The following is a 13,690-nucleotide window of genomic DNA, read 5'->3' on the forward strand; positions in this document are numbered from 1 at the left end:
CCGGGAGGGCGTCGGCGTCGTCCTGCGTGGGACAGGCCACGCGCACGATCTGGCAGCCGGACGCGGTGAGCTCGGCGATCTGCTGGAGGGTCGCGCCGATGTCGGACGTGCGCGTGGTCGTCATCGACTGCACGGACACGGGGGCGTCCCCGCCCACCGCCACGGATCCGACCTGGATCTGCCGGCTCTTCCGGCGCTCGGCGAGCTTGGTCGGAACGGACGGCATGCCGAGAGAAATCGCAGTCATCTGCTGTGCAACCCCAAGTCGTGGATCAAGGTCCGGCTCCCCGTGAGCAGCGGGCTCCGGGCTCCGGGCTCCGAGATTACGGCACCGGCCAACGCTCGGGCACATCGCCGCCGTAAACCCGCCCAAAGGGCGACGGCCCGGAACCCCAGGGGTTCCGGGCCGTCGTGAACGGCGGGCGCCGCGGTCCGGGGGCTAGGAGATCCGCACCGGGTTCACCACGTCCGCGATCAGGACGAGGAGGGTGAAGCAGACGAAGACCCCGGCCACCACGTAGGCCACCGGCATCAGTTTCGCCACGTCGAACGGGCCGGGGTCGGGGCGGCGCAGCACCTTGGCGAGGTTGCGGCGCAGCGACTCCCACAGGGCGCCCGCGATGTGTCCGCCGTCGAGCGGCAGCAGCGGGAGCATGTTGAACAGGAACAGGGAGAGGTTGAAGCCCGCGAGCAGCATCACGAACATGGCCATCTGCTGTGAGGCGGGGATCTCGAGGGTGGCGATCTCGCCGCCGACCCGGGCCGCGCCGACGACGCCCATCGGGGAGTCGGGTTCGCGCGGGCCGTCGCCGAAGGCGGCGTCCCACAGGGCGGGGATCTTGGACGGCAGGGCGGCGAGGGAGTCGACGGCGTCGCCCACCCGGTCGGTCATCCAGACCACGGAGTCCCCGAAGTCCTGTTTGACGACGCCGGTGGCCGCGCTGAAACCGAGGAAGCCGGCCTTGACGTACTCGCCCTCGACGTAGGCGCCGTCGCCGTCCTTCTTGGCGACCATGTTGGTCGCGATCGTCGCCTGGAGGGTCACCTCCCGGCCGTCGCGGTCGACGACGATCGGCACCTGCTTGCCGGCGCTGTCGCGGATGAGGTCCGAGAGGGTGCCCCAGTCCTCGGTCCGGACGCCGTCGAAGGCGACGATCCTGTCCTCGGCCTTCATCCCGGCCGCGGCGGCCGGGGACCGGGGATCGGACTTCTCGCACTCGTCGCGGTTCTCGCTCTGCGCGATCACGCACTGCGAGACCGAACTGACGGTGGTGGTCTGCTGCTGGATGCCGAAGCCCATCAGCACCGTGAGGAACAGCGCCACGGCGAGGACCAGGTTCATGAACGGGCCCGCGAACATCACGACGACCCGTTTCCACGGCTTGCGCGTGTAGAACAGGCGTTTCTCGTCGCCGGGCCTGAGCTCCTCGAAGGCGGCGGAGCGGGCGTCCTCGATCATGCCGCGCCACGGTGAGGTGGAGCGGGCCTCCAGCCGGCCGTCGGGGCCGGGCGGGAACATGCCGATCATGCGGATGTAGCCGCCGAACGGGATCGCCTTGACGCCGTACTCGGTCTCGCCCTTGTTGCGCGACCAGAGGGTCGGGCCGAAGCCGACCATGTACTGGGGCACGCGGATGCCGAACATCTTGGCCGTGGACAGATGGCCCAGCTCGTGCCACGCGATCGAGAACAGCAGGCCGGCCGCGAAGACGACTATGCCGAGGATGAACATCAGGGTCGTCATGCACGCGCCTCCGCGCTCGCCGTCCGGTCGGTCAGTTCCCGGGCCCTCGTCCGCGCCCAGGTCTCCGCTTCGAGGACGTCCGACACGGTCAGTGGAGTTCCCGCCGCCGGGGTGCCGTGTTCCTCGACCACCCGGGTGACGGTCTCCATGATCCCGTTGAAGGGCAGCGCGCCGGCGCGGAACGCCTCCACGCACTCCTCGTTCGCGGCATTGAACACCGCCGGGGCGGTTCCCGCGAGCTCGCCGACGTGCCGGGCGAGGTTCACCGAGGGGAACGCCTCGTCGTCGAGGGGGAAGAACTCCCAGGTGGACGCCTTGCTCCAGTCGAAGACCGGGGCGGCGTCCGGGACCCGTTCGGGCCAGCCGAGGCCGATGGCGATGGGCCCGCGCATGTCGGGGGGCGTCGCCTGGGCCAGTGTCGATCCGTCCGTGAACTCAACCATCGAGTGGACATACGACTGCGGGTGCACGACGACCTCAATGCGGTCGAAGGGAATGTCGTACAGCAGGTGCGCCTCGATGACCTCCAGGCCCTTGTTGACGAGGGTCGCGGAGTTGATCGTGATGACCGGGCCCATGGCCCAGGTGGGGTGGGCGAGGGCGTCCTCGACGGTGACGTCCGCCAGCTGCTCCCTGGTGCGGCCGCGGAAGGGGCCGCCGGAGGCGGTGACGACGAGCTTGCGGACGTCGGCGCGGGTGCCGGCGGCCAGCGCCTGGAAGAGGGCGGCGTGCTCGGAGTCGACCGGGATGATCTGACCGGGCTCGGCGAGCGTCTTGACCAGCGGGCCGCCGACGATGAGCGACTCCTTGTTGGCGAGCGCGAGGGTGCGGCCCGCCTCCAGGGCGGCGAGGGTCGGGGCGAGGCCGATGGAGCCGGTGATGCCGTTGAGCACGGTGTGGCAGTCGGAGGCGGCGAGGTGGGTGGCCGCGTCCTTCCCGGCCAGGATCTCGGGCAGCGGCTCCCCCGCCCCGTACTGCGCGGACAGCGCCTCGCGCAGCGCCGGTACGACGTCCTCGCGGGCGACGGCGACCGTGCGCACCCGCAGCAGGCGGGCCTGCTCGGCCAGGAGGGCGACCCGGCCGCCGTTGGCGGACAGGCCGGTGACCCGGAAGCGGTCGGGGTTGCGCAGCACGAGGTCGATGGCCTGGGTGCCGATCGACCCGGTGGAGCCGAGGATCACCACGTCCTTCGGTCCGTCTCCCGCCACGGGGTCGTAGACGAGGTGCGGGTCGGCGAGGGGGGCTGGAGCGTCGGTCATGGGCCCCATTGTGTCGGGTCGCGCGCACGGCCGAAGCCCCGCCCCGGCGGCCCGGCGCGTGCCCCCGCGCGGAGGGGAGACCCCGGTTTCCCGGGGCGTCCCCTCCGCGCCGTCCGCGCGGATCAGCGGATCGGGCGGTGGGCGTTCTCCCGCCGGGAGGGGCCCGGGGTGGCGTCCGCGATCCAGGGGCCGTCGTCGGAGGGGTCGATGACGCCCTGTTCCAGCCACTCGTAGGTGCCGGAGAGCACGCCCTTGACGACCTTGCGGTCGAGGTCGTCGGTGTTGGACCACAGGCGTCCGAAGAGCTCCTCGACGCGGATGCGGGCCTGGCGGCAGAAGGCGTCGGCGAGCTGGTAGGCCTCGCGGCCGTTCTCGTCCCGGCCGCGCAGCAGTTCCGCGCGGACGCAGGCGGCGCTCATGGCGAACAGTTCCGCGCCGATGTCGACGATCCGGCCCAGGAAGCCCTGTTTGGTCTCCATCCTCCCCTGCCAGCGGGACATGGCGTAGAAGGTGGAGCGGGCGAGCCTGCGGGAGGTGCGCTCGACGTAGCGCAGGTGCGGGGAGAGGTCGACGCCATGCTTGAACTCGCCGTAGGCGCCGGGGAGCTGTCCGGGTCCGGCGACGAGTTTCGGCAGCCACTTGGCGTAGAAGAGGCCCGCGCCCGCGCCGGCCCTCGCCTTGTCGCCGAGGGACTTCTCCGGGTCGATCAGGTCGCCGGCGACGGACAGGTGGGCGTCGACGGCCTCGCGGGCGATCAGCAGGTGCATGATCTCCGTGGAGCCCTCGAAGATGCGGTTGATGCGCAGGTCGCGCAGCATCTGCTCGGCCGGGACCGCCCGCTCGCCGCGCGCCCGCAGGGACGCGGCGGTCTCGAAGCCGCGCCCGCCGCGGATCTGGACCAGTTCGTCGGCCATCAGCCAGGCCATCTCCGAGCCGTACAGCTTGGCGAGGGCGGCCTCGATGCGGATGTCGTTGCGGTCCTCGTCGGCCATCTGCGAGGAGAGGTCGACCACGGCCTCCAGGGCGAAGGTGGTGGCCGCGATGAACGCGATCTTGGAGCCGACGGCCTCGTGCAGCGCCACCGGCTTGCCCCACTGCTCCCGGGCCGCCGACCACTCGCGGGCGATCTTCAGGCACCACTTGCCGGATCCGACGCACATCGCGGGCAGGGAGAGCCGGCCGGTGTTGAGCGTGGTCAGGGCGATCTTCAGGCCCTGCCCCTCTTCGCCGATGCGGTGGGCGGCGGGGACGCGGACCCGGTGGAAGCGGGTGACGCCGTTCTCCAGCCCGCGCAGGCCCATGAAGGCGTTGCGGTTCTCCACGGTGACGCCCTCGGAGGCCGCCTCGACCACGAACGCGGTGATGCCGCCCCGGTGGCCCTCGGACTTCGGTACGCGCGCCATGACCACGAGGAGGTCGGCGACCACCCCGTTGGTGGTCCACAGCTTCACGCCGTCCAGGACGTACTCCTCGCCCTCGGGGACGGCGGTGGTGGCCAGGCGTGCCGGGTCCGAGCCCACGTCCGGCTCGGTGAGCAGGAAGGCCGAGATGTCGGTGCGGGCGCAGCGCGGCAGGAACGTCTCCTTCTGCTCCCGCGTGCCGAAGATCTTCAGCGGTTGCGGGACGCCGATCGACTGGTGCGCGGAGAGCAGCGCGCCGATCGCCGGGCTGGCGGAGCCGACCAGGGCCAGGGCCTTGTTGTAGTACACCTGGGTGAGGCCGAGGCCGCCGTACTTGGTGTCGATCTTCATGCCGAAGGCGCCGAGCTCCTTGAGCCCGGTGATCACGTCGTCGGGGATCAGGGCGTCGCGCTCGATCCGGGCGCCGTCGATCTTCGTCTCGCAGAAGTCGCGGAGCTTGGCGAGGAACTCCTCGCCGCGCTGGACGTGCTCGTCGGCGGGCAGGGGGTGGGGGTGGATCAGGTCGAGCCGGAAGCGGCCGAGGAACAGTTCCTTGGCGAAGCTGGGCTTGCGCCAGTCCTGTTCCCGGGCGGCCTCCGCCACCTGACGGGCCTCCCGTTCGGTGACCGTGGGTCGAGACGGAGACCGGGGTGTCTCGGGTACTGCGGACATGAGGCTCACCTCGCCGCGAAGGGGACGGTGTCATTGCATGACCGATGGGTGCTACTCGATCGTATGTACCCGATCCGTAGCCGCCCCGCCACCCTTCGTGCGGCCGTACGGCCGACGCTCCCGCGCTTCGGCGGGCGGTCGGGGTGAGGGACAATTCCTCCGGCGCCCCTCCCGGCTCGACTCGGCTCCGGAGAAAGCTGTCGAAGCGCTTCGATAGCCTATGGACACCCGTGATCCTCTGGGACTACTGTCGAACCACTCTCACCTGCCCTGCACATTGCGCGCACTGTCGAAGCGCTTCACAAGCTTGGAGACTGGATGGTCACCCTCGCCGAGGTCGCCCAGCACGCCGGAGTCTCCGCGAGCACGGTGAGTTATGTCCTCAGCGGCAAGCGGTCCATCTCCGTGAACACCCGGCAACGGGTCGAGCGGAGCATCCGCGAGCTCGGTTACCACCCGAACGCCGGGGCCCGCGCCCTGGCCAGCAGCAGGTCGAACGTCATCGCGCTGATGGTCCCGCTGCGCACGGACATGTACGTGCCGGTGATGATGGAGATCGCCATCGCGGTGGCCACCACGGCCCGCACCCACGGGTACGACGTGCTGCTGCTCACCGGCGAGGAGGGCCCGGACGCGGTGCGCCGGGTCGCGGGCAGCGGACTCGCCGACGGCATGATCCTGATGGACGTCGAACTCGACGACGAACGGCTGCCGCTGCTCAGGGAGACCGACCGGCCCGCGGTGCTCATCGGACTGCCCGCCGACACCACCGGGCTGACCTGCGTCGACCTCGACTTCAAGGCCACCGGCGCGCTGTGCGTGGAGCACCTGGCGAAGCGGGGGCACCACGACGTCGCCGTCATCGGCGAGGCCCCGGCGGTCTACGAGCGGCACACCGGTTTCGCCGAGCGCACCCTGGACGGGCTGCGCGGCCGGGCCCGCGAGCTGGGAGTACGACTGCTGCACCGGCCGTGCGAGGGCGGGTACGACGCGCTGGCCGTGACCCTGGCCCGGATCCTCGACGAGCGTCCCGGCACCACGGGCTTCGTCGTGCAGAACGAGTCGGCGGTGGAACCGCTGCTCGCCCTGCTGCGGCAGCAGGGGCGGGCCGTGCCCGAGGACGTCTCGGTGGTCGCCATCTGCCCGGAGCAGGTCGCCGTGCAGGCCTCGGTGCGGCTGACGTCGGTCGCCGTCCCCGCACAGGAGATGGGCCGGATCGCCGTGGAACAGCTGGTCGCCAAGTTCGACGGGCGGGGCGGCGACGAGGTCGTGCTGATCGCGCCCGAACTGACGGTCCGCGCGAGCTCGGGCCCGGCCCCGGTCCAGTAGCCGGCCCGCGCGCGAAGGGGCCGGCGGGACCGGCCCCTCGCCGCTCGGGACGCGGGTCAGCCGCCGCTGACCGTCAGGTTGTCGGTGCGGAAGTCCAGCCCGCCGGCCGACGAGGTGATCTCGTAGCCGAACTGCACGTCACCGATGGTCTCGTTGCCCATCCAGCCCTTGGTGTCCTTGATCCACTTGAGGATCGGGAGGATGTCGACGGTGCCGGACTTCGAGTCCGAGGTGCGCAGGAAGGAGAAGACCTCGTTGACGCCGTTGGTCCCCTTGTACACGTTCCAGGTGTGGCCGCCGAGGCTCACGGTGCCCTGCGCGCTGCCGAGCGGGCCCACGGCCCCGTTGTGGTTGACCCACAGCATGATCTCGTAGTCGTAGTCGGTGTCCCAGATGTCGTACGAGGTGTTGTACGCGCCCGAGGACGGGACGGTGACGCGGTAGCTGCTGGTGAGCGACGTCAGGGAGGTGATCGACTTGTTGATCACCTTCTTGGAGTTCGGGTAGGACTTGATGCCGCCGGTGCCCGGGTGGTCGGCCCACACGCCCCAGTTGGTGCCGGAGTTGGCCCAGACGCACTGGGCGCCGGCGCCGGAGCCCCAGATGTTGTTGTAGAGGGTGTAGCCGTTCAGGCCGGTGTTGCCCCACTGGTCGCAGGAGCTCCAGACGGCGGCGTGCGCGGGGGCGGAGGCGAGGCCGACCGTCGCGCCGAACGCGAGGGCGGGTGCCAGCAGGGCCTTGGTGATCCTGCTCAGGGTGCTCGGTGCCATGGGGTTCCTTCCATGGGTGGGGGGAATTGCGGGGGTCACCGCGTCTTCGGCGTCAGGACGCGGTCTTCTCCGGCGACCAGGTCGAGCGGCTCGGCGCCGGCGGAAGTCCACAGGTCGATGCGGTGGGTGCGGGTGGGGCGCAGGACGGCGGTGGCGCCGTCCGGGGACCAGGTGAGGTCGAGTGAGGCGCCGAACCGGGTGCGGATCCCGCGCAGTGCGCCGCTCGGATACGCCGGGAGCGGCGCCGGCAGCAGGACCAGCCGGTCGGGGGTGGACTGGACGAGCGCCTCGATCAGCACGGCGGGCAGGGTGTGGGCGGCGTCGGCGTTGTAGACGTGGCGGTGCGGGTAGTGCGCGCTCATCAGGGAGGCGTGGAAGAAGTCGCCGTCGAGGACCTGGCCGAGCGCGTGGGCGACCCGCTCGCCGTCCCGGAGACGGGCCGCGATCAGCGCGTGGTGCAGGTGGCCGTGCGCGGAGTCGTTCTCGGCGCCGCGCAGTTCCAGGGCGCGGTGGGCGGCGTCGGCCAGGTCCGGGGTGTCGTAGGGGGTGATCTCGTCCAGCGGCCAGACGCCGTAGAGGTGGCTGAGGTGGCGGTGGTCGTAGGAGTCCTCCAGGCCGGGCCACGCCCATTCGGCGAGCGCGCCGTCGGCGTTGATCCGGTGCGGGGGCAGCCGGTCGGCGAGCGCCCGCCAGCGGTCGGCGTGCTCCGGGTGGTACGCGGCGGCGGTGCGCAGGGCGTGCCGGGCCGCGGAGAGGTCCATGGCCGCGTTGACGGCGCCCCAGCTCGCGTTGGCGGGCCGGTTCTCGGGCGAGTAGGAGGGGACGACGGCCGGCCGTCCCCCGCTGTCGGTGCGGGTGAGGAAGTCCTCGTAGAACAAGGCGACTTCGGCGAGCACGGCGGCGGTGTGCGGATCGCGCTCGCCACGGGTCTCGTCGTGGTCGACGAGGGGCTTGAGCAGCCAGTCGGCGCCGGCGGTCCACAGGTGCAGCGGGTACTCGCGGCTGAAGTGGTAGGAGTGCCCCGACTCGCCGTCGCTGTGGGCGGGCGCGACGACGCCCCGGGCGCCGAAGACCGCGCGGGCGTTGTCCCGCCAGTCGGGCAACTGCCGCCGGATCAGGGCGGCCAGCGCCTCGGTGACCTCGGGGAGGTCCGCCGCGGCGGCGGACGCGGTCTGGAGGTTGAGGTTGGCGTCGTTGGTGAAGGCGCCGGACCAGGCGGTGTCCCAGTCGCCGGTCCACAGCCCGGTGAGGCGGGGCGGGAACAGGCCGCTGGAGGACAGCAGATGGTAGCGGCCGGCCGCGAAGAGCCTCTCGAGCAGGGCGGCGCTGTGCGGCCGGGTGAGCAACTCGGATCCCGGCAGGGCGCGTTCGCCCGGGTCGGCGGCCAGGTCGAGGGTGACGCGCTCGTAGGCGGTGCGGTGCAGGGGCAGATGACGGGCGAGGAGGTCGTCGTACGGGGTCCCGGGCGCGTCGTCGAGCAGATCGCGCAGGGCACGGCCCTCGGCGACCACGTCGGTCTCCCCGGTGTGCCGCCGCACCCGGGTGAGCAGCAGCACGGACCGGGCGCCCTCGACGCGCACGCCCGGCGGGGCGAGCGCCGTCCGGCCGCCGGTGACGACGACCAGGGTGACGCCGGTGCAGGCGAGGTCGCTGCCCGGGTAGCGGGCGCGCAGGCTCAGCAGCGCGCCCTCGGGGGTGAGGACGGCTCCGTGGCCGACGCCCAGACCGGTGGGGGCGCCGGGGAGCCTGTGGTCCAGGGAGACGTCGAGAGCGAGTCCGGGGCCGGTGACGTGCTGGACGATCACGTCGTCGGCGCGGGAGACGAAGACCCGGCTGGTCCAGTCGGCGCGGGTGGCCTCCGCGACGCCGGTGGCGAAGTCGACCGTGCGGCGGTACCCGCCCCGGTCCGGGTCGCCGTCCGGGCGGCGCACCCGGAGCTGGAAGGCGGGGTGGAAGGGCTGCACCCACTGGAGCGGGCGGCCGTCGGTGAAGCCCTCGGCGGCGGTCGGGTCACCGGCGAGCAGCCGGTCCTGGAGGCCGGGCAGGCCGTCGGCCAGCCGGGGCGGCAGCCGGTTGTGGCCGTCGCCCTCGCCCGGACGGACGAGGGTGTGATGGGTGACGACGGTCCGGTCGTCGTCCGGATCGCCGAACGCGAGGGCGCCGTGGCGGCCGTTGCCGCTCAGGAAGGCGTCCTCCCAGCGGGCGGCCGGTCGTGGCTCCCAGGTTCCGTGCACGGGCGTGGCGCTCATGGCTTCAGCACCGCCGCGCCGTAGCGGCCGAGGGTGATCCGGTCGGTCACGGTCGCCTCCGTCAGCAGGTCGTGGTGGGTTCCCGGGACGTCCACGGTGACCGGCTCCCGGTCGTGGTTGAGCAGGAACAGCAGGTCCCCGCGGCGGACCGCCTCGACTCCGTCCGGGAGTCCGTCGAGCGCCGGCCGCACGCCCGCGCCGGTGGCGACGCGGGTCAGCAGCGCGCGCAGCGCCTCCGGTTCGGGGAGCGTCGAGACGTACCAGGCACGGCCCTTGCGCAGTACGGCGGGCAGTCCGTCGAGTTCCCCGCCCTCGTAGGGGACGGTCTCGTCGGCGGTGCCGTCGGGCTCCAGTTCCTCGGACCACAGGGTGCCGCGCAGGCCGCCCTCGCAGTCGGCGGTCTCCCCCGGCTCCAGCGGCCACCACTCGTGCAGGGTGCGGATGCCGAAGAGTTCCCGCAGCCGGGCGTCCATGCCGCCGGGCCGGACCCGGTCGTCCTGGTCGGCGACGCCGGTCAGGAAGCCGCAGACGAGGGTGCCGCCGCCGCGCACGTAGGCGAGCAGGCTGTCGACGGCCGCGTCGGTGAGGAGGTAGAGCTGCGGGACGACGACCAGCCGGTAGCCGGACAGATCGTGTCCGGGGTGGGCGAAGTCGGTGGTGAGGCCGGCCTGCCAGAGCGCGCGGTGCCAGGCGCTCAGGACCCGCGGGTAGTCGACCTCGTGGGAGGGCCGGGCCTCCTGGTCGCCGGCCCACCAGGAGTGCCAGTCGTGCAGCACGGCGACATCGGCGGTGATCCGGCCGCCGCTGACGTGCGGGGCGATCCGGGCCAGGTCCGCGCCGAGCCGCTTGACCTCCTGGTACGTACGCCCCTGCTCGCCGGCGTGGCCGACCATCCCGGAGTGGAACTTCTCCGCGCCCTGCCGGGACTGACGCCACTGGAAGTAGCAGACGGCGTCCGCGCCGCGGGCGACGGCCTGGAGGGACCACAGGCGGTTGAGGCCGCGCGGCTTGGGACGGTTCACGCGCCGCCAGTTGACCGCTCCGGCCGCCTGTTCCATCAGCATCCACGGGCCGCGGGCCTGGGAGCGGGTCATGTCCTGGACCAGGGCGCCGCTCTGGGCGCCGAGCGGGTCGCGCGGGTCGGGGTAGAGGTCGACGGAGACGACGTCCTCCTCCTCGGCCCAGCGCCAGGCGTCCTGCCCCGCCCACAGCGGCATGAAGTTGGTGGTGACCGGGAGGTGCGGGGTGTGCCGGCGGACGATGTCGCGTTCGGCGGTGTAACACTCCAGGAGCATGTCGGAGGTGAAGCGCTTGAAGTCCAGCACCTGGGTGGGGTTCTTCAGGTAGTGCGCGTGGCGGGGCGGCAGCACCTCGGCCCAGTCACCGTAGCCCTGGCTCCAGAAGGCGGTGCCCCAGGCGGTGTTGAGGGCGTCGAGGGTGCCGTAGCGGTGGCGCAGCCAGGAGCGGAAGCGGGCGGCGGCCTCGTCGCCGAAGTCGTAGGTGCAGTACTCGTTGTTGATGTGCCACAGGGTGAGGGCCGGGTGGCCGGCGTAGCGGGCGGCCAGGTCCTCGGTGATGGCGGCGGCGTACCGGCGGTAGACGGCGCTGGAGTGCGAGAAGTGCTGGCGTCCGCCCCACCACTCGGTCCGGCCCTCCGCGTCCCGGGGCAGGGTGTCGGGGTGGAGGTGGCCCATCCAGGGCGGCGGGGAGGCGGTCGGGGTGGCGAGGACGACACCGACGCCGCTGTCGTGCATCAGGTCCATCAGCCGGTCCAGCCAGCCGAAGTCCCGCTCCCCCGGGCGGGGTTCGAGCTTCGACCAGGAGAAGACGCCGAGGGTGACGGAGTTGACCCCGGCCTCCTTCATCAGCCGGACGTCCTCGGGCCAGACCTCCTCGGGCCACTGCTCGGGGTTGTAGTCGCCGCCGTACAGGAGGCGGCCGCGGGTGACATCGCTCAGGTCCGGCATCAGACGGGCTCCCCGTACTGGATGCCGCGCCCGTTGGTGGCGAGGTAGACCCGGCCGTACACGCGCGGGTCGCCGGTGATGGTCTCGCCGGTCCAGCCCCACTGGTGGTCGTCGTCGTTGATGCGCACCCAGGTCCTCGCCTCGTCGTCGGAGCGGTACACGGCGGTGATCGCCTCGGTGGAGCCGACCAGGTAGACCGCGGGGTATCCGGCGCCGGCGGCGGCCTTGCCGAAGCCGAGGGTGTGGGAAGCCCGGCAGCTCTCCACCTTGGCGAAGCTCCCGCCTCCGTCGGTGGACCGGTACAGTCCGTTCCCCTTGGTGCTCAGCCACAGGTCGCCGCTGCGGCCGGGGGCCGCGGCCAGCTTGAACTGGCTGTCGCCGGAGGGCAGCCCGGTCGCCCGGGCGGTGAAGGAACGCCCCTTGTCGGTGCTGGCGAGCAGCGTTCCCGTGTCGGTGTCGTACGCGTAGAAGAGCGCCGGGTCGGCCGGGTCGGCGACCGGGGTGGCGCCCTTCGGGAAGGTGGGGATCTCGGACCAGGTGGCGCCGTTGTCCGCCGAGCGGTGGGCCGGGTACTTCGTTCCGTCCCAGTGCACGAAGGACCACAGGAGCACGCTGCCGTCGGCGTTGGCGGCGATCGGCCCCGGCGCGTCCTCGGCGAGGGAGGGCTGGGCCGCGAAGGGCGCCCAGGTCCGCCCGCCGTCGTGGGAGTACGCCCCGTTGCCGTTCTCGCCCCAGCCCGCCCGGACGACGTACGCCGGTCTGCGCGCGGCCTGCGCGAGTCCCGTCGCCGAGCCGAAGACGGGGTTCGTCGCCATGCCGTGCGCCGGGGACGAGGTGAGCCGCTCGTGGTACATCACGCCGATGTCCCGCGACCCGCTGATCAGGTGCGCCCTCCCGGCCGGGGGCGAGACCAGCTGGGTCACGGACGCCTCCTCCAGACCGCGGATCCGCGGGGCCCAGTGGCGCAGGTCCCGGGTGCCGTAGAGGGTGGCGCCGGTGCCGTACACGAGGTGCTCCGAGTCGTACGGGTCGAGGGCGAGGGCCTGGATCCACCAGCCGAACTTGGGCTTGTCCTCGCCCCACTCCAGGTACGGCGTCTCGGAGACGTCGAGCACGGCGGTGTCCTTCAGCGAGCGCCAGCTGCGACCGCCGTCGGTGGACCGGTACAGCGTGTCGACCGCCGCCCAGCGGTTGTTGGTGGAGACGACGACGGTGCCGGGGCGGCGGGCGTCGACGGCGACCCCGCCGTAGCCGAAGGTGTCGGCGGAGCCTTCCTCCGTCGTCCCGCCCGGCTTCACCGGGGTGACCTCGGTCCACCCGCCGCCGGCGGTGCGCAGCTTGTGCACGCTGCCGTCGGACTGGCCGTTGGGGCCGGGCGCGTCGGCGTAGGTCACGTACAGCTCGCGGGTGTGCCGGTCGTACGCGGCCCGGATCGGCACGCGTGCGGCGGTGCCGGACGGCTGCCCCGGCACGGCCTCCCAGGTGGTGCCGCCGGCCGTGCGGAACAGGTTCGCACCGCCGCCGTCGCCCCAGCCGGCGTAGACGGTGCGCCCGGCGGCGACCAGGAACGTGACGCCCTGGCCGGTGGCGGACGGAGTGGCCGGGAAGCCGGTCGCCGGCGCCCAGGTGGCGCCCCGGTCGGTGGACCTGAGCAGTCCGTCGTGCCGGGTGCCCAGCCACAGGGTGTCACTGTCGCGCGGGTCCACGAGGAGCCGCTCACCGGCGCCCCGGCCGTCCTCGTTGGCGCCGAGCTTCACGGTGAGGTCGGTGCGCCGCCAGGTGGCGCCGCGGTCGTCCGAACGCAGGACGGCGCCGTTGCTCCCCCACGACTGGGCGTAGGTGCCACAGGCCAGGTAGAGCCGGTCCGGGTGGGCGGGGTCGACCGCCATCGCCTCGACCCCGAGCAGGTTCCAGTCGTCCCACCCGATGTGGTCGAGCAGCGGGACCCAGCGGTCGCGCCGGTCGTCCCAGCGGTAGGCGCCCCCGATGTCGGTCCGGGCATAGGCGAGCCCACGCACACGAGGGTGGAACAGCACACCGGTGATGAACCCGGTCCCGCCGATGACGACGTTGCGCCAGCGGTAGGCGGAGGACCCGGCGGCCGACGCCTGGCCGGCGAGAACGGGAACACCGGCGACAGCGGCGACGGCCGCCGCTCCGGCGAGAACGGCACGCCGACTCAAGGAGGACGCGAACATGACAGGAGACCTCGTAATCGGGGGTGAGTGGAGAACCTGAGGGGCGCGGGGCTGTGTCCGATATGCGGCTCCGCCGCGTGGGCGCGACCAGCCACAACGAAC

At 72.5% G+C, this 13,690-nt stretch carries 9 protein-coding genes; 1 reads left to right on the plus strand and 8 read right to left on the minus strand.

The features are described from left to right. From ADK41_RS26245 to ADK41_RS26260, 4 genes are all read right to left on the minus strand, one after another. The coding region (locus tag ADK41_RS26245) for a flavodoxin-dependent (E)-4-hydroxy-3-methylbut-2-enyl-diphosphate synthase (RefSeq protein WP_158717664.1) at positions 1 to 247 on the minus strand (247 nt) is incomplete at its 3' end. Between the two features lie 192 nt (positions 248 to 439). After that, the gene (locus tag ADK41_RS26250; protein WP_199821959.1) at positions 440 to 1,732 is read right to left on the minus strand and encodes a M50 family metallopeptidase; all 1,293 of its coding nucleotides are present in this window, start codon (positions 1,730 to 1,732) and stop codon (positions 440 to 442) included. Positions 1,733 to 1,740: 8 nt separating this feature from the next. Then, the gene (gene dxr / locus ADK41_RS26255) at positions 1,741 to 3,003 is read right to left on the minus strand and encodes a 1-deoxy-D-xylulose-5-phosphate reductoisomerase (protein WP_030824968.1); all 1,263 of its coding nucleotides are present in this window, start codon (positions 3,001 to 3,003) and stop codon (positions 1,741 to 1,743) included. A gap of 122 nt (positions 3,004 to 3,125) precedes the next feature. Continuing rightward, positions 3,126 to 5,075, minus strand: a complete 1,950-nt coding sequence (locus tag ADK41_RS26260; protein WP_030824965.1) for an acyl-CoA dehydrogenase family protein — start codon at positions 5,073 to 5,075, stop codon at positions 3,126 to 3,128. Positions 5,076 to 5,393: 318 nt separating this feature from the next. Between ADK41_RS26260 and ADK41_RS26265 the strand changes: the two genes are divergently transcribed. Further along, entirely contained in the window at positions 5,394 to 6,404 is a 1,011-nt protein-coding gene (locus ADK41_RS26265) for a LacI family DNA-binding transcriptional regulator (RefSeq protein ID WP_030824962.1), read from the plus strand. A 56-nt stretch (positions 6,405 to 6,460) separates the two neighbouring features. Here ADK41_RS26265 and ADK41_RS26270 read toward each other — a convergent pair whose 3' ends face one another. From ADK41_RS26270 to ADK41_RS26285, 4 genes are read right to left on the minus strand one after another with little or no spacing between them, the layout of a single operon-like run. Beyond that, positions 6,461 to 7,174, minus strand: a complete 714-nt coding sequence (locus ADK41_RS26270; protein ID WP_030824959.1) for a glycoside hydrolase family 12 protein — start codon at positions 7,172 to 7,174, stop codon at positions 6,461 to 6,463. 35 nt (positions 7,175 to 7,209) lie between these two features. Continuing rightward, positions 7,210 to 9,423: a glycosyl hydrolase family 95 catalytic domain-containing protein gene (locus ADK41_RS26275; protein ID WP_030824956.1), complete on the minus strand. Its 2,214-nt coding sequence runs from the start codon at positions 9,421 to 9,423 to the stop codon at positions 7,210 to 7,212. Next, the gene (locus tag ADK41_RS26280; protein WP_030824953.1) at positions 9,420 to 11,390 is read right to left on the minus strand and encodes a beta-galactosidase; all 1,971 of its coding nucleotides are present in this window, start codon (positions 11,388 to 11,390) and stop codon (positions 9,420 to 9,422) included. Before ADK41_RS26280 ends, ADK41_RS26275 begins: the two co-directional genes overlap by 4 nt. Beyond that, positions 11,390 to 13,588: a WD40/YVTN/BNR-like repeat-containing protein gene (locus ADK41_RS26285; protein WP_030824950.1), complete on the minus strand. Its 2,199-nt coding sequence runs from the start codon at positions 13,586 to 13,588 to the stop codon at positions 11,390 to 11,392. The genes ADK41_RS26280 and ADK41_RS26285 overlap by 1 nt, the downstream gene beginning before the upstream one ends. Between the last annotated feature and the right edge of the window lie 102 nt (positions 13,589 to 13,690).

Origin of the sequence: Streptomyces caelestis (assembly GCF_001279005.1) — a bacterium.
Classification (GTDB): domain Bacteria; phylum Actinomycetota; class Actinomycetes; order Streptomycetales; family Streptomycetaceae; genus Streptomyces; species Streptomyces heliomycini.

Bases quoted from the DNA above. Each gene is read 5' to 3' on its own strand.
- ADK41_RS26250 (WP_199821959.1), bottom strand. From the start codon at position 1,732: ATGTTCATCCTCGGCATAGTCGTCTTCGCGGCCGGCCTGCTGTTCTCG.
- dxr (WP_030824968.1), bottom strand. From the start codon at position 3,003: ATGACCGACGCTCCAGCCCCCCTCGCCGACCCGCACCTCGTCTACGAC.
- ADK41_RS26260 (WP_030824965.1), bottom strand. From the start codon at position 5,075: ATGTCCGCAGTACCCGAGACACCCCGGTCTCCGTCTCGACCCACGGTC.
- ADK41_RS26265 (WP_030824962.1), top strand. From the start codon at position 5,394: ATGGTCACCCTCGCCGAGGTCGCCCAGCACGCCGGAGTCTCCGCGAGC.
- ADK41_RS26270 (WP_030824959.1), bottom strand. From the start codon at position 7,174: ATGGCACCGAGCACCCTGAGCAGGATCACCAAGGCCCTGCTGGCACCC.
- ADK41_RS26275 (WP_030824956.1), bottom strand. From the start codon at position 9,423: ATGAGCGCCACGCCCGTGCACGGAACCTGGGAGCCACGACCGGCCGCC.
- ADK41_RS26280 (WP_030824953.1), bottom strand. From the start codon at position 11,390: ATGCCGGACCTGAGCGATGTCACCCGCGGCCGCCTCCTGTACGGCGGC.
- ADK41_RS26285 (WP_030824950.1), bottom strand. From the start codon at position 13,588: ATGTTCGCGTCCTCCTTGAGTCGGCGTGCCGTTCTCGCCGGAGCGGCG.